The sequence below is a fragment of the Fusobacterium sp. SYSU M8D902 genome, from assembly GCF_040199715.1.
Lineage (GTDB): Bacteria > Fusobacteriota > Fusobacteriia > Fusobacteriales > Fusobacteriaceae > Fusobacterium_A.
Map to the genome: position 1 here is coordinate 1 of NZ_JBEFNA010000011.1, position 20,202 is coordinate 20,202.

The window sequence follows — 20,202 nt, forward strand, 5'->3', positions numbered from 1 at the left end:
CTGATAATTTACACCAATTTATTGTTGTGTTTGCATTTATTGTCTTTCTCTATTCTGTTGCTAATGTCCTTAACATTTTTTTGTACCGCTCTCTCGCAGACATAGATTATAATATCACAAATAATAATTTTCGTCAATACTTTTTTTTAATTTTTTTTAAAAAATTTGTGAAGGCATTAAATAAGCCGGGTTTTGTTTATGTTAATCATTTATCTAAGCCTATAATCTCTTATAGTTTTTAGCAACTTACCCTGAAAGCTGGACGAGCAGCCCTTAACCTTTCCTATTTAGTCTTGCTCCAGAGGGGGTTTACCTAGCTTTTTTAGTCCCCTAAAAAACTGGTGGTCTCTTACACCGCCTTTTCACCCTTACCCACTATAAAAATGGGCGGTCTATTTTCTGTGGCACTTTCCTTAAAGTTACCTTTAGCAGCCGTTAGCTGCCCTCTTGCTCTGTGGAGCCCGGACTTTCCTCTCCTTAAAAAATTAAGCAGCGATTAACTTTAATACCTTCTATATATTTTTAATATTTTCTTCTGCTTACTATTTCCATCTCTTCTTTAAAACTTTTACGATATTTTATCATAAGCACTCTTATTATAATACCAAATATTACAAAAAATGCAATACCCATTCCTATAAAAAATCCATTTTTTTTCTCTTGAACCACTTCTTCTTCAACTACAATAGGCTCTTCAAACTTAATATTTTCTAGGACTCCATCAATACCAACTAGCACTTCTGTAATATACTCAAAATAATTTTTTTCTTTTAAACTTTTCTCATTTCCATTTAAAATATTGTCTATATCTTCTTGGACTTCCTCTAATTCCATATCTTTAGTCAACTTCAGTTCAACTTTTAAAGATTTCTCTTCAGGTTTTGTCAAATTTAAAATCACTAATTTTTCAGCTTTATCAGCAACAAATCCCTCATCTCCTGAAAAAGTGTTAACATATATATTTATTCCTCTTTTTTCAGAGATCTCCTCAATTTTCTTTTCAATACTTACCTTCTGCTCATCATTTAAAACTCCAAGTTCATCATTTACTTTGGCAAAAGTTAAGATATTCAATAAAAAGAAACTTAATGCTATAAGTTTTTTACTCATTCTTTACTCCTAATTAATAAATTTTAAATGTGGGTCCATCATTATAAATTATAACATCAATATTAATTTTTTCAAAGTAAGTTTTTAAAAGTCTTACAAAATGCTGTTCTCCTTCAAAATGACCTATATCTATTACAGCTAATCCACTCTCTTTGGCTTCTAGTGCCTCATGATAACCTACATCTCCTGTTATAAAAAGATCTGCTCCCAAACTCTTAACTTTTCTCCAATAGCTCATTCCTGATCCATTTATAAGGGCCACTCTTTTTATTTTAACTTCATCACTTTCTGCTATTACCCTTAAATTTTCCAATTGAAATCTCTCTTTTAATTGAACAATATACTCTTTTAAAAGTGTTTCCTCTTTCAATTTATACAGTCTACCTATACCACAACTCTCATTTTCAGAGTTCTTATCAATGACTTTACTTTCACAGATGTCAAGTAAACTCAAAAGATAGTCATTCAATCCTCCCTGAGCTGAGTCTAAATTTGTATGTATAGAGTATACACTAATATCATTTTTTATTAAATCTCTTATCTTTTTTCCAATCGTTGTACTAAAATCAATATTTTTAATCCCTTTAAATATGAATGGGTGATGTGTTACTATCATATTAACACCATTTTTTACTGCATTTTCAATAACTTTATCAGTAATATCCAAAGATAACTGAACTTTTTTTATCTCCTGCTTATTATCCCCTAACAACAGACCAACATTGTCCCAATCTTCAGCCAATCTTTTTGGATACCTCTCCTCTAAACCATTGATAATTTGTTGAGCTATCATAAAAACATCTTCCCTTCCATTGTAGATAAAATTAAAAGTGCTTGTTCAAAAATAACTTCACCATCACCTTTATTTAATCCTAGCTTCTCTTCAATCTCAAAAGTTGAATATCTTCTATCTACACCAAAACCAAAGTAGTAATTTAATACATCTATCTGTCTCTTACTCAATCTGTTTTTTAAAGCAAAGAAATCCATAGTTTTTTCCATAAGTTTTTCTCTCTTATCTATGGCCTCTAAATTCGGTAAAAGATCCTCCTCTGTCAAATAAACCTCTGATTTATCACTTTCTTCCTCTTGAGTTTTTCCAAAATTCTCTCTCTTACCCTTGAAAAAGCTTTTAAATTCATTTTTTATATCATTTATCTTACTCTCTATGAATAGTACCATCTCTCTAACTATCCAATAATTTTTATAGTTATCGAAATCACCATGTATTTCGCCTTTATAAGCTTCTATTCCCTTTATAAGCCCCATTGTCCCCTCTTGAACAACATCTAAGTAGGCTACTCCCTCTCTCAAGTAATTAAAAGCAATTGAAGCCACTGCTGGAAGATTTTGAACTACAAAATCCTCCCCCTCTATCTCATTTGTTAAAGTAATACTAGCTACCTCTTCTAGATAATCCAACACTGTCTCTTCTCCCAGTGTATCTAAATCCTCATCCTCTAGCTCTTTTAACTCAAGTTTTGAATAATCTAAGTTTAATTCCTTTTTCCCATTTTTCTCCAAAAATTTTAAAAACTCTATATCTGATGTATACTCTGCTATTACACTTCTCTCAAAATCTAACACGTTAATTTTTTCCATTTTTCCTCCTATTATAATTTAAAAAAGAGACTGATTCTTTATTTTTATTGTATCAGCCTCTATTTTAGTTATTATACTTTAAAATCCTCTAATTTCTTTCTTCTGCTTGGATGTCTTAATTTTCTAAGAGCTTTTACCTCTATCTGTCTGATTCTTTCTCTTGTTACTTTAAATATTTTTCCAACTTCTTCTAGAGTTTTAGGTGAACCATCGTCAAGTCCATATCTATATCTCAATACCTTTTCCTCTCTACTGCTCAAACTATTTAGTACACCGTCTAATTGCTCTCTCAATAAAGATCTATTTGTTAATTCATATGGATTCAACATTTTGTTATCCTCAACAAAATCTCCTAATTCACTGTCTTCTTCACTTCCAACTGGAGTTTCCAACGAGATAGGATCTTGATTCATCTCTTGTATTGCTTTGACTTTCTCTATCTCCATTCCCAATCTTTCAGCTAAAACCTCTGGAGTTGCATCTTTTCCTGTCTCCTGTAAGTATATTCTAGCTTCTTTCTTGATCTTATTAATTGTCTCTATCATATGTACTGGTATTCTTATTGTTCTTCCTTGGTCTGCTATAGCTCTTGTTATAGCCTGTCTAATCCACCAAGTAGCATATGTTGAAAACTTATATCCCTTTGTATATTCAAATTTTTCTACAGCTTTCATTAGACCAATATTTCCTTCTTGAATAAGATCTAATAACTTCAATCCTCTATTTGTATGTTTTTTTGCAATACTTACAACTAGTCTTAAGTTAGCTTCAATCAACTGTTGACTTGCCCATTCGTCTCCCTCTAGAGCTCTCTTAGCATACTCTAGCTCCTCATCATGATTCAATAGAGGAATCTGTCCTATCTCACGTAGGTACATCTTTATTGGCTCATCTACCTTCATATCTCCTGAAAGAGTGAATAAATCATCACTGATATAGTCCTCATCTCCTATATCTTCCAGATCATCAGGATTGAAATGATCAAAGTCATCATCAAAATCATCTAACTTACTATCTAAAGCATCATCAAAATCATCTTCATCTAAAAAGTCATCTTTTTCAAAACTTTCATTATCTTCATCTTTTAAATCATCATATTTTTCTTCGTCACTATAGTCCTCTTCAGGATCTTTCTCTTTCTTTTTTGTAACTTTCTTAGCAGTAGTTTCCTTAGTTTTCTTAGTTTTAGTAGCTTTTGCTAATTTTTTAGTTTTTTCTATATCCTCTTGTCTTACTATCTCAATACCTTGATCGATCATTCCTGTAATAAGCTGTTCTATCTTTTCAACAGGAAAATCATCTTTTAATCCATCATTGATCTCTTCATAAGTGATGCACTTGTTTTCCATTGCTTTTCTTACCAAGCCTAGAACCTTTTCGTTTTTTATAAACTCTCTCATTATTTGAGCCTCCTCTAAATAACTTATAGATTAATTAATAAATTATTAAAACCTTTATACAATTCTTCTATCTCATTAAATCCATTTACTTTGCTTAAATTTATCTCTATCTCTTTGATCTTTCTTGCCAACATCAATTTATCTATTATGTTTAGCTCTTTTGTCCCATAGAATCCACTATTTATCTTTACATAGCTCTCATCTATCTCCTGTTTAAACCAAGAGATAAAGCTCTCTCTCAATAGTTCCTCTATTTTTTTCTCATCTGAACAGTCTTCAATAACAGTACATCTCAATAGATTCCACTGTTCTAATTCCTCATCTTTCAGATCATACTCTGTGGCAAAAGTTGAAATTATGTCTACACTGTCCTCTTTTTCTAAATAATCATATATTTTCTTTCCAATTGATGTTTTTATCTTTTTATCCTTAAAATATCTAAAATAATCTCTATTTACAAGAACTAAAAACAGGGTATCTCTTTCCAATCTGTCCAAAGCGACAAATTTTTCCCCTATACTTATATTTACTAAATCATCTTCAAATTTCCTTGATTTTTTTCTATTTTTATTTATTAAAATCTCTTTAAGGGTATCTTTTTCTAAATTAAGATTTTTTGATAATTTATCCAAATACAGCATTTTCTCAAGTTCTGTATCAATACATTGGAAAAAACTTTTAAATCTATTTACAAAATTTTGTTTAGACATAATACTACTAAAATCATACTCTTTTGAATAGTAGCTGAATAAAAAATCAAATATCTCTACTGAATTTTTTACACACTGTAAAAATCTCTCTTTTCCATAAGTTTTCAGATATTCATCTGGATCCTTTGCTCCATCTAGTTGTAACACTCTAATATTAAATCCCAAACTCTTTAAGATCAATCCTGCCCTCTCCGTTGCAGACTGACCTGGAGCATCTGAGTCAAAAGAGAGTATAACATTGGAAGTATACCTCTTTAAAATTGCTCCTTGTTCCTCTGTCAAAGCTGTCCCTAGAGGAGCTAAAGCTACATCAAAACCATAGATATTTGCTGACAAAACATCCATATACCCTTCCATCAGCATTGTATAGTTTTTCTTTCTTATTATTGAGCTTCTCTCCAATCCGTATAAATTCTTTCCCTTCTTAAATATTGGGGTATCTGGTGAGTTTATATATTTTGGTGTCTCCTTATCCTTTTCAAGAGTTCTTCCTCCAAAAGCAATAACCTCTCCTTTTATAGAGTAGATTGGAAAAATTATCCTATTTCTAAAAGCATCATAATTATTTCCATTATCTCCCTCTTTTGTCAATCCTAATAATATTAGATCCTTACTTTCGTACCCTTTACTTACCAGATAATCAGTTAAGTCGCTCCATCTATTTGAAGCAAATCCCAGTCCATTATCTTTTATTATTTTTGGATTGATAGCTCTATTGGATAGATACTCCAAAGCTGTTCTTCCCTGAAGAGAAAAGATATTATCTGTATAGTATTTATGAGCCTCGTCCATTATTTTATAGTATTTATCAAAATTCTCACTATTTTTACTCTTACTCTCTAACTCTTTTATTGGAATACTATATTTTTTAGCTAATTCATCTACAGCTTCCATAAAAGATATCTTTTTATACTGAGAATAAAAAGAGATTGGATTTCCTCCAGCCCCACACACAAAACATTTACAAATATTTTTGCTTGGACTCACCATAAATGAGGGAGTGGTATCAGAGTGGAATGGACATAATCCCTTATAGTTTGCACCAGATTTTTTTAGCTCTACAAATTCTCCGACAACATCTTCTATCTTTAAAGAATCTATCAAGAGGTCTATATCTTCTGATCTATATCTCATTTTCCCTCCCTCTCATTTCTATTATAATTTTAATGTTATTCAGCTATATAGTATAATATATTTTCTGAAATAAAGCAAATAAAAAAATCAATAAAAAAGAGAGCAACCAATTATGGTCATTCTCTTTTTTCTATTTACATATATTTCTTCATTTCCTCTTGAGCCTTACTATTTAAGTAATCCTCTTTTACTCTATCCTTAACATCTTCATACTTAGCTTTTTTATATTTTACATCCTCAGTTTTATTGAAAATATAGATTTCGTTATCTATTTTTAAACTTTCCACTTTATTTAATGGAGCGTCTAATATAGTTTTTGCTAACTCCTCATTATAACCAAGTCCTGAAATATACCCAGCATTGTTAATTCTAAAGCTATTATTTTGAACTATATCTGTTCTATCTTTTGAGATATTTTTAAATTCTATCTCTTTATTTTGTATTTTTTCTCTTAAATTCTCAATATCCTTCTCTTTATCTTCAACTGTTTTCTTAGATATTTTAGGTGAGATTAAAATATGACTAGCTTTTACTTTATCCTCTTTTTCATTCTTATCCTCAACTAAAATCAAATGATATCCGAAAACTGTTTCTACAGGTGTAGGATATATCTTACCAACTTCACCTTCAAAAGCTGCTTTTTGGAATGGTTCTACCATATCTCCTTTAGAGAACCATCCTAACTCTCCACCATTTCCTGCACTTGGTCCTGTTGAATACTCCTTAGCTTTCTCTTTAAAGTTTTCTGGAGTAGCTTCTTTTAAGATATCTTCAGCTTGTTTTTTAGCTATCTCTTTATCCTCAGCAGAAGGTTCTATCTGAACTTTTGCAATTTCAGCTTGTGCACTTGGGAAAATATCATATTTTAAGTTATTGTTATTAAAATACTCTTTTAATTCCTCATCTGTTGGTTTAATTGTTGATTTTATATTGTTAAATAGCTCTCTTTGGAATATTTCAAATCTATACTCTAATGGTAGATCCTCAGGTACTACTATTCCTCTTTTCATAGCTTCCTTAGCTATCTTTATCTGATTGTCATAGTACTCTCTAACTTGAAGATCAGCCTTCTCCTTGTCTCCATTAGTTACATATAGAGCATTTAACATCTTCTTAGCAAAATCAATATTTGTTACCTTAAATCCATCTTTATCTATCTCTACTTTTGCTAATAATTCTTCGTACTCAGGAGAAACACTATCTATTTTTACTTTATCTTTGCTTTTTTTCAATAGAACTAAGTATTCTTCCATTCCTTTTTGCTCTTTTAAGTTATTTATAACTTGATCTCTCACTTCATCTAGACTCTTACCATCATATAGAGTAGCAACTCCATTCTCATACTCTCTTTGGATCTCTTCATCTGTTGGAACTACTCCCTCTTTAATCTTTTGGAAAGTCTTTTCTATAAGAATATTATTTTTTATATCCTGTTTAAATGTCTTCTTAGTATATCCTTGTGCAGCTAACATTCTTTTAAACTGTTCCTTGTTTCCTATAGATTTCTCTATTGAATCATATTGAGCATTAACCTCTTTATTTGGAACTTTAATATTTAACTCATCAGCTATCTCCAATGTTAAATTTCTATTGATAACTTCATCAAAAGCTAATACTTCTATCAGCTTTTTGTCTAACTTATCTCCTAAAAATCTTGAATACCCCTGTACCAAGTTATTTTTAGTTCTTTCCACTTCCATTTTTGAAACCTTTTCTCCATCTAATTTGAAAGCATATACATTTGATCTATCATATGAACTTCTCACATTCATATATGCTAACATTCCAGATGAAAGTATAAATAATACTGTTATGAACCAAATAAATGGTTTTATATGTTTACGAAATTTTCTTATTGCCATTTTTCTATTCAGCAGAGCTGTCCCCTTTCATAGTATTAATAGTTTATTGATAAATTCTTTCTATTTAAAATCTAAACCATATTTTCTAATTTTTTCATAAAGAGTAGTTCTTCCAATTCCTAATAATTTTGAAGTCTCTTGCTTATTCCATCTTGTTTTTTGAAGTGCAATTGCTATTACTACCTTCTCAACATCTGCTAAGCTGTATATCTCTTGCTCTAGAATATCTTTTAATGGTCCAACACCTACTACAGTTTTGTTTTCTACTGTGTCAGATTTCATTTTGATCTCTAATGGTAAATCCTCTACATCTATAACTTTATCAGTTGAAAGTATTACCATTCTTTCGATCATGTTTTTTAACTCTCTTATATTTCCAGGATATGAGTATTCCATTAAATATTTCATAGCCTCTCCTGAAATTACTGGAGTATCTCTGTGTAACTCTCTTACAACTTTATTTAAGAAGTAGTTTGCTAATAATGGTATATCCTCTTTTCTCTCTCTTAAAGGTGGAACCTCAATAGGGAAAGCTGTTAATCTGTGATATAGATCTTTTCTGAATCTTCCCTTTTCAGTTTCCTCTTTTAGATCCTTATTGCTTGAAGCAATAAATCTTACATCAACTCTTCTTGTTTTATTTCCACCAACTCTTTTTAACTCTCCATACTCTATAACTTTTAAAAGTTTAGCTTGGCATCTTATATCCATAGCTGAAATATCATCTAAGAATATTGTTCCACCATCTGCTTCCTCTAAAAGTCCTCTTTTACTTGAGTTTGCTCCTGTGAAAGCTCCTCTTTCATAACCGAATAACTCTCTTTCCATAGCCTCTTCACTCAATGAAGCACAACTTACAACTATGTAGTTATTCTTTCTTCTATCACTTTTCTTGTAGATCTCTTTTGCAACAATCTCTTTTCCTAATCCATTTTCTCCTGTAATCAATACAGCTAAATCACTCTCTGCAACTTTTTCTACTAAGCTTTTTATATCTTTAATTCTTGAAGATTGTCCAACTATTTCGCTCTCTTCCTCTAAACTTGCTAACTTCTCCTCTAATTTTCTCTTCTCTTTTAGTATCTCTAAGTTCTTAATAGCTGGTAATATTATTCTATTCATCTCTTTTAATTCTACAGGTTTCATTAAGTAGTTATAAATATCTGCATTTTTTAACTCTTGAATAGCTGTCTCAGTCTCATCTTCTAATAATCCAACTACTACAAAATCTTTTCCTAATCCACTTAACTTTCTCTTTGCTTCAGCAAAATTGAACCAAGTTAAATACTCATCTAAAAGAATTATATCAAAATCACTCTCTCTTAACATATCTAGTGCATCTAGTAAGTTGTTAAAAGTTATTATTTCATAATGTTCTGATAATTCTTTTCTTATTTGTTTTAAAGTTTCTTTTCTCTCTGAAATTGCTAAAATAGCATTTTTCATATAATACCTCCGTAACTAATTTATAAATAAACGTATTTTTTGACTACATCTTATACATGTATTATAATAGATTATTTGTATTTTTTCAAGACTATTTTTTTTATTTTGCACATTTGCCCAATTTTAGGGCATCTGTAAATTTTTATTTTACTAAGTTAAAAATATCATTAGTTGTAATGAAGATAATTAGCCCAAATAATACCAACATTCCTACCATATGAACTCTCTCTTCCAACTTTTTATTCACCTTTATTCCTACCATCTCTAATAACACAAAAATTATTCTTCCACCATCAAGTGCTGGTAGTGGTAATAAGTTTAAAACTCCCACATTTATTGATAGTAATGCCATTAGCCATAACACTATTCCAAGTCCATCTCTCGAGGCTTCCCCAACAACTTTTATTATTCCTATAGGTCCACTTATCTCCTTAGCTTTTACTTGACCAGTTATCATCATTTTTAAGCCTACTATTGTATCTTCTACTATTTTTATTCCACTTTTAAAAGTCAACTCAGTAGCTTCAATTACAGAAAACTTTTCTACGGAATACTCTGGCAGTATTCCTAGCATGTAATTTTTAGTGTTTGAATCATATGTTAAAGGTACTTCTAACTCCTCTATTTTCCCATCTCTCTCGATTTTTATCTCAATTTCATCAGCTTCTTTTATTCCCTTTAACTTTTCACTAATATCTTTCCAACTATCTATCTTTTTTCCATCAATCTCAATTATTCTATCCTTAACTTTTAGATATTCACTTGATTGAGCCTCTTTAAATATATTTCCAATTATAGGCTTCTCACTTATAATCGGCTTTCCATTTATATAGATAGAGCTAAACATAATAATAAATGCCAACAGAAAATTCATAAAAACTCCTGCTATCAACACTATAAACCTTGCATAAGCAGGTTTTGAATTAAATCCATCTTCAAGTTTGCTATCCACTTCCATTCCCTCAATATTTACAAATCCTCCAATAGGAATCGCTCTGAAAGAATAGGTAGTTTTGATAGTATCATAGGAATAAACTTGTGGTCCCATACCTATTGAAAACTCACTTACAGGCATTTTAAAAAATTTCGCTGTCATAAAATGTCCCAATTCATGAATAAATATAATTATCCCCAGTACTAAAATTGCTATTAGTATCTCCATTATTAATTCTCCTTACTTCTTAGTTAAATTATATCTCTCACAATTGAATATACCTCTTCTCCTATCTCTTCAATTGTCTTCAATCTTCCCTCATCAACACATTTTATCTCTTTCCACTCATATTTTCTAGCTATCTCACAAGCATTCTCATATGATTTTTTTAAATAATTGGTATCCTGTTCATGGATATCCTTTTTCTCTTCACCTGTTATCTTGTTTTTTCTCTCTGCCATCAATTTAACTGCCATCTCAGTTGGCATATTCAAAAATATAACCAAGTCTGGAGCGGGAATATTCATCTTTTTATATTCTAAATCTTCTAACCAATTTAAATACTCCTCTTTCTTTTCCTTATCCTCTATCTTTGATGCTTGGTGAACCATATTAGAAGTTGTATATCTATCTGTTACAACTACTCCTTCACTTTTATAGAAACTCTCCCATTCCATTTTGTATGAGGCATATCTATCTATTGCAAACATTGTAGATACAGGATAGGGATTTATATCTAAAGCCTTATCTCCAAATGCTCCAGCCAAATACATTTTTACTGGCTCACAAGCTGGACTCTCATAGTTAGGAAATGACAGTTTTTTTATCTTAACTCCTTCTCTTTCCAATCTTTCAAATAATCTCTTTGTTTGAGTCTCTTTTCCACTTGAATCTGTCCCCTCTATTACTATTACTCTTCCCATCTCTTACCTCTCATAATTTGAATATACCCATTCTCTTGTTTCTCTATCTACAGTTTTTATCAATTCAACTCCATCTATCTCAAGAGGAATGTGTCTCTCCATAGCTTTTTCAATTATCTCATAAATAGTTAAAAACTTTATCTTTCCCTTTAAAAATAGCTCAACTGCAACTTCATTAGCAGCATTCAAAACAGCAGGCATAGTTTTCCCTATCTTTCCAGCTTTAAATGCCAACTGAATACCTTTAAAAGTTTTATGATCAGGCTTTTCAAAGGTTAAAGTTGAAACCTTCATAAAATCCAATGGTTCCATAGCCAAACTTTCCTCTCTACAAGGATAAGTGAAAGCATATTGAATTGGTAATTTCATATCTGGAGCTCCCAATTGAGCTATAACCGCTCTATCTTTAAACTCTACCATTGAATGTATTATACTCTGTGGATGTACCAATACCTCTATATCATCATAATCTACACCAAATAGCTCGTGAGCTTCTATTACTTCTAGCCCTTTATTTACAAGAGTTGAAGAATCTATAGTTATCTTTTTCCCCATTGACCAGTTAGGATGTTTTAGAGCCTGTTCAACACTTACATCTCTAAGTTCCTCTTCAGTTTTTCCTCTAAAAGTTCCCCCACTTGCTGTGATTATTATTTTTCTTACCTCTTTTTTAGCTCCCCCTAGCATTGATTGAAATATTGCTGAATGTTCACTGTCTACAGGAACTATCTCCGCTTTTGGATTCTCTTTCAACAATCTATTTATATATGGTCCTGCTGCTACCATTGTTTCTTTATTTGCTAAAGCAATTCTTTTTCCTCTCTTTATACCCTCAACAGTAGCTTCTATCCCAATAGCTCCACTAACTGCAGTCAATAGTATATCATAGTCATCTTTTGAAGCTAGTTCTTTCAATCCCTCATCTTTTAAGTAGACCTCAATTTCAGGAAATTTTTCCCTTATCTTCTCATAACCCTCATCTGTTCCAACAGACACATATTTAGGCTTAAACTCCTCTATCTGTTCAATTAATAATTTATAATTTCTATGTCCACTTATTCCTACAACTTGAAATTTATCCTGAGATTTTCTAACCACTTCAAGAGCATTTGTTCCTATACTTCCTGTTGATCCCAATATTATAATTTTTTTCATAAACTCCTCCTTGAAAAAAAGTGGGTAAGTTGCCTCACCCTTTTACACTACAATATGATAAATTTTAATAGATAATACATCACTGGAGCTACGAAAAGCATACTGTCAAATCTATCTAAAATCCCACCATGTCCTCTTAACACAGTTCCAGAATCCTTTACTTTGAACTCTCTCTTGAACATTGACTCTCCCAAATCTCCAATTTGAGCTACTCCACTGATAAATATTCCCAATATAATTATATTTATTAGGGACATTCCACCCTCTACTAATATAAAATATCTATCCAATAAAAATAGTGATATTATTGTAAAAATTGTTCCACCCAATGATCCTTCAATTGATTTCTTAGGACTTATACTATTAAACCCTCTTTTAAAAAACTTTCTTCCAATAGCCATTCCTACAAAATAAGCAAAACTATCACAAACCCATACCATTATTTGAGCTGTCAACAGCCATTTTCCTCCGTTTGGTAAAAAGCTTATTAAAAGCACATGAGAAAAAAGTATTCCTGTATATAGAGCTCCTAATACAGTATCTCCCAAGTCAGCACTAGCATCTTCTACTCTATTTTGAACAACTCTTGTTCCTATAGCTAAAACTGTTGCTATAGCCAATACTCCCTCTACTCCCAAAGAGAGTGTTCCAAGTTTTTCAAAAAATAGTATATTAGGAATTAAAACTGCCATCACTATTCCCAATATTTTATTTGGATTCTTTCCACCTATCTCTGACATCTGATAAAATTCATAAGCTCCCATTCCAACTATAATATTTGTAAATATCAAAAGTGGAAATCCACCGTGATATAATACGCCCACCAAGATTGGAATACCTATTAGAGCAACTATTATTCTACTTAGCATTATTTTACTCCTCCAAAACGTCTATCCCTTTTTGTATAATTTTCAATTGCTTTATCCAACTCATCCTCATTAAAGTCAGGCCATAAAGTATCTGTTATATATATCTCTGAATAAGCTATCTGCCATAGTAAAAAGTTAGATATTCTCAATTCTCCACTAGTTCTAATTAAAAGCTCTGGATCTGGTATATCACTATATAAGTATTTAGAAAACTCCTCTTCATCAATTGAATCTTTTCCAGACTTTAAAATCTTATTTACAGCATCAACTATCTCAGCTCTTCCACCATAATTGAATGCTATATTAAAAGTTAATCCTGTATTATTTTTACTTTTTTCTTGAAGATTATCTATAGCTTCTAAAAGAGAGTTACTAACATTGTCTTTTCTCCCTGAAACCATAAATCTAATATTATTTTCCATAATATTCTTCTCTTCGTTCTTTATATAACTTTTAAATAAAAACATTAAAGCACTTACCTCTTCTTGACTTCTCTTCCAGTTTTCAGTAGAAAAGGCATATACAGTTAAATATTTAACTCCTAACTTAGCTGCATATGTTATTATTTTTCTAAGGGCTGCTGCTCCCTCTTTATGTCCAAAAGTTCTAGGCAGTCCTCTTTTTTTTGCCCATCTTCCATTTCCGTCCATAATTATTGCTATATGATTTGGTACATATCTCTCCATATTTTCACCTCACTATACTTCGTAAATTGTACCATATTTACACAATTTTTTCTACTAATTTCTTTTTTCTGCACAATATAAAATAAGCAACCATTAAACTTGTCATCTAATGGTTGCTTATTTCTTACTCAACTATTTTTATTAAACAGTTGTTATCTCTTTTTCTTTTTTAGCAAATAACTCATCAATCTCTTTTATGTGAGCATCTGTTAATTTTTGAATTTCAGCTTCTAAGTTTTTAACTTCATCTTCAGAGATAGGATTTTCTTTATCTTTTAATAATTTTTTAAGATCATTATTTCCATCTTTTCTGATGTTTCTTACAGCTACTTTTCCATTTTCAGCTTCTGATTTAGCCATTTTTACATACTCTTTTCTTCTGTCAGCAGTTAATTCTGGCATTACTAATCTTATAACTTTTCCGTCATTGTTTGGAGTTAATCCTAAGTTAGCTGCGATTATTGATTTTTCTATTTTAGCTATTAGTGATTTATCCCAAGGATCAATTACTAATAATCTTGCTTCTGGAGCTGAAACAGATCCTACTTGATTTAAAGGCATCTCTGATCCATATTGCTCAACTTTTATTCCATCAAGCATAGAAACACTTGCTCTTCCTGCTCTTATTGATGCAAACTTATGTTTTGTAGCTTCAACAGCCTTTCCCATTTTATCTTTACATAAACTTACTACTTCTTTACCTGTCATAAAATCCTCCTAATAATTAATCAGCTATTACTGTTGTTCCTATTTTTTCTCCCATTATTACTCTTTTGATATTTCCCTCTGTTAAAGAATCAAAAACTATAATAGGTAATTTATTTTCTCTACATAATGATATTGCTGTTGCATCCATTACTTTAAGATTTTTATTTAGAACTTCTGCATAAGTTACTGTTTCATATTTTACTGCGTCAGCATATTTTACAGGATCTTTATCATAGATTCCATCTACTTTTGTAGCTTTTAATACAACTTCTGTATTCATCTCTATAGCTCTCAATGCTGCTGCTGTATCAGTTGTAAAATATGGATTTCCTGTTCCTGCTCCAAATATTACAACTCTTCCTTTTTCCAAGTGTCTTTGAGCTCTTCTTTTTATGAATGGCTCAGCTATTTTAGGCATCTCAATCGCTGTTAATACTCTTGTTTGTACACCTAATTTTTCTATTGAGTTCTGAAGTGCCAATGAGTTTATAACAGTTGCTAACATTCCCATATGGTCTCCTGTTACTCTATCTACTCCTTGAGTTGCACCTGACAACCCCCTAAATATATTTCCTCCACCTATAACTACTGAAACTTCTACTCCTAAGTCTGCAATCTCTTTTATTTGCTTAGCATAAGATGAAATTACGTCAGATGAAATTCCGAACTCCTGTTCTCCCATTAATGCTTCTCCACTAAGCTTTAATAAAACTCTCTTATAAAATGGCTTCTCCATAACTCCTCCTAATTTGATTTTTTAAAAAAATGGGATGCTGTTGCATCCCATTATACTGTTAGCTATTATCCTTTGATTTGAGCTGCAACTTCTTCTGCGAAGTTCTCTTCTTTTTTCTCGATTCCGTCTCCAACTTTGTATCTTGTATAAGATAATACAGTTGAAGGTGCTGCGAATTTAGCAACAGTTTCTTTATTTTCTGCTCTTACGTAGATTTGATCTACTAAACAGTTCTCTTCATAGAATTTGTTCATTTTTCCAACTAGGATTTTTTCAATAATTTGAGCTGGTTTTCCTTCAGCTTCTAATTGTTTTCTAGCTATCTCTTTTTCGTGCTCTAAATCAGCTGTTGTTACTTCAGACTCATTTAGGTATTTAGGATCCATAGCTGCTACGTGCATAGCGATATCTCTAGCTTTAGTTACGTTCTCTTCAGTAGCTTCTCCAGATAGTTCAACTATAACTCCTAATTTTCCTCCTAAGTGGCTATAAGTAGCTACAAAACCATCTTTAGCTTCAGTTTCGTGGATTCTTCTGATGTTCATGTTTTCTCCGATTTTTGCGATTAAATCAGTTACTGCTTGAGCAACAGTTTTTCCAGCTTCTACTTCTGTCTCATTTAAAGCTTCTATTGTTTTTACGTTGTTTGCAATAGCAATTTCAGCTAATTTCTTTCCAAACTCTTTAAACTCTACGTTTTTAGCAACGAAGTCTGTTTCAGAGTTGAACTCGATTAGTACAGCTCTTTTGTGATCTGCTGATACAGCATCAAATATTAATCCTTCTGCTGCAACTCTTCCAGCTTTTTTAACTGCTTTAGCAATTCCTTTCTCTCTTAAGTAGTCAATTGCTTTATCCATATCTCCGTTATTTTCTTGTAGTGCTTTTTTACAATCCATCATTCCAGCACCAGTTCTCTCTCTTAGTTCTTTAACTAAACCAGCTGTTATTACTGCCATTTTTTCCTCCTAATAAAATTTTATTTTATTAATTTATGCTCAACAATCAGATGAGTAAAAAATTACTCAGCTGATCCTTCTTCTACTACAACTTCTTCTTCAGTAGCAGGTGCTTCTACTACTTCTTTACCTTGGTTTCCTTCAACTATAGCGTTAGCCATTACAGATGAGATTAATTTTACTGATCTTATAGCATCGTCGTTTGCAGGAATTGGGTAAGTTATTAAATCTGGATCTACGTTAGTATCGATCATTGCAAATACAGGGATTCCTAAGTCAGAAGCTTCTTTTATTGCTAAAGTTTCTTTTTTACAGTCTACGATAAATATAGCTGCTGGAACTTCTTTCATATCTTTGATTCCGCATAAGTTTTTAGATAATTTTGCTAATTCTTTTCTGAAGTTAGCTGCTTCTTTTTTAGTGTAAGCAGTATCTAAAGTTCCGTCTGCTTCCATTTGCTCTAACTCTTTTAATCTTTCTACTCTAGTTTTGATAGTTGCGAAGTTAGTTAACATTCCTCCTAACCATCTGTTGTTTACATAGTACATTCCTGATCTTTCAGCTTGCTCTTTTACAGCTTCTTGAGCTTGTTTTTTAGTTCCTACGAATAATACTTTTCCACCTTGCTCAGCAATCTCTCTCATTACTGCATAAGCTTCTTCGATTTTCTTTAAAGATTTGTGTAAATCGATTACGTGGATTCCATTTCTCTCTGTGAAGATGTACTTAGCCATTTTTGGGTTCCATCTTTTTGCTTGGTGTCCGAAGTGAACTCCAGCTTCTAATAGTTGTTTCATTGTTATTACTGCCATTTTTTCCTCCTAATAGTCTTTTGGTTTTTCTTCCATCAGTCTCAAAACTAAGCAATCTTTATAAAAGACACCTGGCTTAGAAATAACTGATGTGTGTATTTCACAACGGTTCATTGTATCATATTTTTTAAAAAATGTCAATAATTTCAATATATACTTATCTGTTTTCTAAAAAAATGGTATAATATTAGTAGTGTAATTTAAAAATATTTGGGTGGAGGAATTATGAAAGCTTTAATACTTGTTGATTTACAAAATGACTTCTGTAAAAATGGTGCTCTTGAGGTAAAAAATGGAGATGAGACTATTTCTGTTGCCAACTCTCTTATAAATAAATTTTCTCAAGAGAACAGTTTAATTTTAGCCACAAAGGACTGGCATCCTAGTTCTCACAAGAGTTTTGCTATAAACTCTAATGGAACTATTGGAGAAATTGGAACTTTAAATGGGATTCCACAAGTTTGGTGGCCTGTACACTGTGTTGAAAATACAAAGGGAAGTGAATTTCATCCTGATTTAAACAAGGATCTAATATCTACAATAATATATAAAGGAACTAATCCTGAAATTGATTCATATAGTGGATTTTTTGATAATGGTAGACTCAATGAAACTACTCTAAACTCCATATTAAAAGAGAATAAAATTGATACTTTATATATTTTAGGATTAGCTACAGATTTCTGTGTTAAATTCACTGTTCTTGATGCTTTACAGCTTGGTTATGAAGTATATCTTGTTGAAGATGGTTGTAGAGGTGTAAATTTAGAAGCTGATTCCTCTACTAAAGCGATTGAAGAGATGAAAAATTGTGGGGCTACTATCGTAAAAAGTATTGATTTATTATGATCAATTATTTGAAGGAGGTGCTAAATATTGGAGATTTCAAGAATTGAGGAATGGGTTAACTCTATGACTCATTATTTCGGTGTAGTTTTAGCTTTAATTGGTACTGGAGCATTATTGATACATACCTTACAGAGTGGCAACATTGGATATCTTGTAGGATCTATGGTATTTTGTTGTTCCCTTATTCTACTCTATACTATGTCTGGTACTTACCATATTTTACCTATTGGTAAATTTAAAAGAATTTTCAAAATTCTTGATCACTCAGCTATATATGTTTTAATATCTGGCTCTTACACTCCCTATCTATTAGGATTCTTTGATGGCAAAATAAAATGGGTTCTTTTTTTTATACAATGGGGAATGACATTGATTGGGATTATTTTTAAAATCTTTTTTGCAGGTAGGTTCAGATTTCTTTCAACTTTGATCTATCTATTTATGGGTTGGATGATAGTATTTGTTTTTGATGATCTAAAAACTTTTGTCAGTCCTATTTCCATAAAATTCCTTATCTGTGGTGGAATAGCCTATTCAGTTGGAACAATTTTCTATGGAATGAAAAATATTAGATTTATGCATGGAATTTGGCATATCTTTGTATTAGTTGGAAGCATATTTAACTATCTATCTGTATATTTTATTTAATGTAATTAGTGAACTACTCACTACTTATAGAAGTGGGAGCTTCTTGGGAAGTAGTTGCTTTTGTTAGCCAACTATATTTACCAAGCTCTATGGCTAGTTCCTAGCCTGAATATATAATAATTTGCATTTTGTTTATCAATGCTTTTATGTTTTGTAATAACAAAACTATACTGTGAATATTTTACAAGGCAACAGTTTACTTGCCTTAACCTTATATATTCAGTTGCTAATGTCCTTTGATATTAGTATATCATAAAATTACAAATTAGGCAATTCATCGCACCACCTATAGAGGTGGGCGACTTCTTGCCTATTTGGTTAAAAAAAGGGAGAAAATTACTACAATATCAACTATTGAATGTAATTTTTTCCCTTTTTATATATTTGAACTATTTTAATATGCTTTTATCATCTCAATAAAACTATATAGCAATTTTATTCCATATAGGACTATTACTACTCCACACACTCTATTTATCCAAGTTAAAATATTGTCTGTAAATTTACTCTTAAATATACTTAAAAATAGAGTCAATCCTAAAAACCAAGTAGCTGAAGCACTCATCACTCCTATTATAAAATTTACTCCTTCCTCTGGTAATAAAGATGCTCTAAATGCTCCCAACATCATACTTCCATCTATTATTGCTTGAGGATTAAACCAAGTTACAACACAGGCTGTTGTAATAACTTTTTTCAAAGGTATATTGACATCTGCTGTTTTGTCCATAACACCTTTAGATCTTATCAAACCATACCCGATATAGATTACAATAATACTTCCAACTAAGAGTATTCCTAGCTCTAAAATTTTAGACTTTTCCATTATTGCCCCTACTCCTAAAAAACAGGCTAAAGCTAAGGTGATATCAAAAAATATAACTATCATAGCTGTTATAATAGCCCTACTTCTCTTCTGTACCAAAGCTGTATTGATAACAAATAGATTCTGTAACCCTATCGGAGCAACATAAGCCAATCCCATAGTAAAACCTTGTAATAAATGTTTCATCTTTTTTCCCCTCCTAAATATTTTCCTTACTCTATTTTACCACATTTATCTTCTTATTTCCAAAATTAGATCCTGTTTTGTTAGATAATCTTTTGTTCCTACCCTTTTAAATCCTAACTCTTCATAGAGCTCTATCACTTTTATATTTTCAACACTATTTGTTGTTTGTATCCTTATTATAAAATCTCCATCTAGATATTTGTAACATTTTAAATTATCTATAAAATATCTCAGTAGACTTCTGCCCAATCCCTTACCTTTTAACTCTCTTGAAATTGCCACTTCATTTATATAGAAACAATTTTCAGAGTAGAGTTTGCTCTCCTCTTTTTCTCTCTCATACCCTATCAATACCCCAACAACTCTCTCTTTATCAAAAAGCACAAGACTATACTCCCACTTTCCATAAAGCACTCTTTCTCCTTTCTTTTCTCCTAAAATGTCTTCCAATGTATAGTGAGAATTTGGTATTAACTTTAATAGTTTTAATATCTCCTCTTTTTTTCTTTCCATCAAAGATTTATCCAATATTTTTAATTGATACTCACCAATTTTCTTTAACATATTCCTACCCCTCATATTAATTTTTTCTATTTAATAATTATAACATAATTAGTTAAAATAATTCCACTCTATCAATATTTGTA

The 20,202-nt window shown here is 31.2% G+C and carries 20 protein-coding genes and 1 other RNA gene; 2 read left to right on the forward strand and 19 right to left on the reverse strand.

The window, feature by feature from the left end:
• Window positions 1-165: 165 nt before the first annotated feature.
• From rnpB to rpsB, 17 genes are all read right to left on the reverse strand, one after another.
• An RNA gene (gene rnpB / locus ABNK64_RS05700) (RNase P RNA component class A) lies at window positions 166-513 on the reverse strand.
• Between the two features lie 9 nt (window positions 514-522).
• The gene (locus tag ABNK64_RS05705; RefSeq protein ID WP_349763778.1) at window positions 523-1,110 is read right to left on the reverse strand and encodes a hypothetical protein; all 588 of its coding nucleotides are present in this window, start codon (window positions 1,108-1,110) and stop codon (window positions 523-525) included.
• Window positions 1,111-1,123: 13 nt separating this feature from the next.
• Window positions 1,124-1,903, reverse strand: a complete 780-nt coding sequence (locus ABNK64_RS05710) for a Nif3-like dinuclear metal center hexameric protein (RefSeq protein ID WP_349763779.1) — start codon at window positions 1,901-1,903, stop codon at window positions 1,124-1,126.
• Window positions 1,900-2,712: a sigma-70 family RNA polymerase sigma factor gene (locus ABNK64_RS05715; RefSeq protein WP_349763780.1), complete on the reverse strand. Its 813-nt coding sequence runs from the start codon at window positions 2,710-2,712 to the stop codon at window positions 1,900-1,902. The genes ABNK64_RS05710 and ABNK64_RS05715 overlap by 4 nt, the downstream gene beginning before the upstream one ends.
• 71 nt (window positions 2,713-2,783) lie before the next feature.
• Window positions 2,784-4,112, reverse strand: a complete 1,329-nt coding sequence (gene rpoD, locus ABNK64_RS05720; protein ID WP_291256493.1) for an RNA polymerase sigma factor RpoD — start codon at window positions 4,110-4,112, stop codon at window positions 2,784-2,786.
• A gap of 23 nt (window positions 4,113-4,135) precedes the next feature.
• Window positions 4,136-5,956, reverse strand: coding sequence for a DNA primase (gene dnaG / locus ABNK64_RS05725; protein ID WP_349763781.1), 1,821 nt, complete (start codon window positions 5,954-5,956; stop codon window positions 4,136-4,138).
• 134 nt (window positions 5,957-6,090) lie between these two features.
• A complete protein-coding gene (locus ABNK64_RS05730) occupies window positions 6,091-7,818 on the reverse strand; it encodes a peptidylprolyl isomerase (RefSeq protein ID WP_349763782.1) in 1,728 nt (575 codons plus the stop codon).
• 60 nt (window positions 7,819-7,878) lie between these two features.
• Entirely contained in the window at window positions 7,879-9,264 is a 1,386-nt protein-coding gene (locus ABNK64_RS05735) for a sigma 54-interacting transcriptional regulator (protein WP_349763783.1), read from the reverse strand.
• A gap of 142 nt (window positions 9,265-9,406) precedes the next feature.
• Window positions 9,407-10,426 carry a M50 family metallopeptidase gene (locus ABNK64_RS05740; RefSeq protein ID WP_349763784.1) on the reverse strand — a complete coding sequence of 340 codons (1,020 nt, stop codon included), beginning with the start codon at window positions 10,424-10,426 and terminating at the stop codon, window positions 9,407-9,409.
• A 23-nt stretch (window positions 10,427-10,449) separates the two neighbouring features.
• The gene (locus ABNK64_RS05745; RefSeq protein ID WP_349763786.1) at window positions 10,450-11,121 is read right to left on the reverse strand and encodes a dTMP kinase; all 672 of its coding nucleotides are present in this window, start codon (window positions 11,119-11,121) and stop codon (window positions 10,450-10,452) included.
• A gap of 3 nt (window positions 11,122-11,124) precedes the next feature.
• On the reverse strand, window positions 11,125-12,276 hold the full coding sequence (gene dxr, locus ABNK64_RS05750) for a 1-deoxy-D-xylulose-5-phosphate reductoisomerase (RefSeq protein ID WP_349763788.1): 1,152 nt from the start codon (window positions 12,274-12,276) through the stop codon (window positions 11,125-11,127).
• 47 nt (window positions 12,277-12,323) lie between these two features.
• Complete coding sequence (locus ABNK64_RS05755) at window positions 12,324-13,145, reverse strand: phosphatidate cytidylyltransferase (RefSeq protein ID WP_291256500.1); 822 nt, start codon at window positions 13,143-13,145, stop codon at window positions 12,324-12,326.
• Complete coding sequence (gene uppS / locus ABNK64_RS05760; RefSeq protein ID WP_291256501.1) at window positions 13,145-13,831, reverse strand: undecaprenyl pyrophosphate synthase; 687 nt, start codon at window positions 13,829-13,831, stop codon at window positions 13,145-13,147. Before uppS ends, ABNK64_RS05755 begins: the two co-directional genes overlap by 1 nt.
• A gap of 141 nt (window positions 13,832-13,972) precedes the next feature.
• On the reverse strand, window positions 13,973-14,539 hold the full coding sequence (gene frr / locus ABNK64_RS05765; RefSeq protein WP_300341587.1) for a ribosome recycling factor: 567 nt from the start codon (window positions 14,537-14,539) through the stop codon (window positions 13,973-13,975).
• A 16-nt stretch (window positions 14,540-14,555) separates the two neighbouring features.
• The gene (pyrH, locus tag ABNK64_RS05770; RefSeq protein ID WP_291256503.1) at window positions 14,556-15,275 is read right to left on the reverse strand and encodes a UMP kinase; all 720 of its coding nucleotides are present in this window, start codon (window positions 15,273-15,275) and stop codon (window positions 14,556-14,558) included.
• A gap of 65 nt (window positions 15,276-15,340) precedes the next feature.
• Window positions 15,341-16,234 (reverse strand): translation elongation factor Ts, encoded by an 894-nt coding sequence (tsf, locus tag ABNK64_RS05775; RefSeq protein ID WP_291256504.1) that lies wholly within the window; start codon window positions 16,232-16,234, stop codon window positions 15,341-15,343.
• A gap of 62 nt (window positions 16,235-16,296) precedes the next feature.
• Window positions 16,297-17,046, reverse strand: a complete 750-nt coding sequence (gene rpsB / locus ABNK64_RS05780; protein WP_291256505.1) for a 30S ribosomal protein S2 — start codon at window positions 17,044-17,046, stop codon at window positions 16,297-16,299.
• 225 nt (window positions 17,047-17,271) lie between these two features.
• Between rpsB and pncA the strand changes: the two genes are divergently transcribed.
• Both pncA and trhA read left to right on the forward strand, forming a co-directional pair.
• Window positions 17,272-17,895, forward strand: coding sequence for a bifunctional nicotinamidase/pyrazinamidase (gene pncA / locus ABNK64_RS05785; RefSeq protein ID WP_349763789.1), 624 nt, complete (start codon window positions 17,272-17,274; stop codon window positions 17,893-17,895).
• 27 nt (window positions 17,896-17,922) lie between these two features.
• Window positions 17,923-18,543 (forward strand): PAQR family membrane homeostasis protein TrhA, encoded by a 621-nt coding sequence (trhA, locus tag ABNK64_RS05790; RefSeq protein WP_349763790.1) that lies wholly within the window; start codon window positions 17,923-17,925, stop codon window positions 18,541-18,543.
• Between the two features lie 394 nt (window positions 18,544-18,937).
• Here the strand turns inward: trhA and ABNK64_RS05795 are convergent, their stop codons facing one another.
• Complete coding sequence (locus tag ABNK64_RS05795) at window positions 18,938-19,555, reverse strand: LysE/ArgO family amino acid transporter (protein ID WP_349763791.1); 618 nt, start codon at window positions 19,553-19,555, stop codon at window positions 18,938-18,940.
• A 45-nt stretch (window positions 19,556-19,600) separates the two neighbouring features.
• Window positions 19,601-20,119 carry a GNAT family N-acetyltransferase gene (locus ABNK64_RS05800; protein WP_349763792.1) on the reverse strand — a complete coding sequence of 173 codons (519 nt, stop codon included), beginning with the start codon at window positions 20,117-20,119 and terminating at the stop codon, window positions 19,601-19,603.
• Window positions 20,120-20,202: the final 83 nt, after the last annotated feature.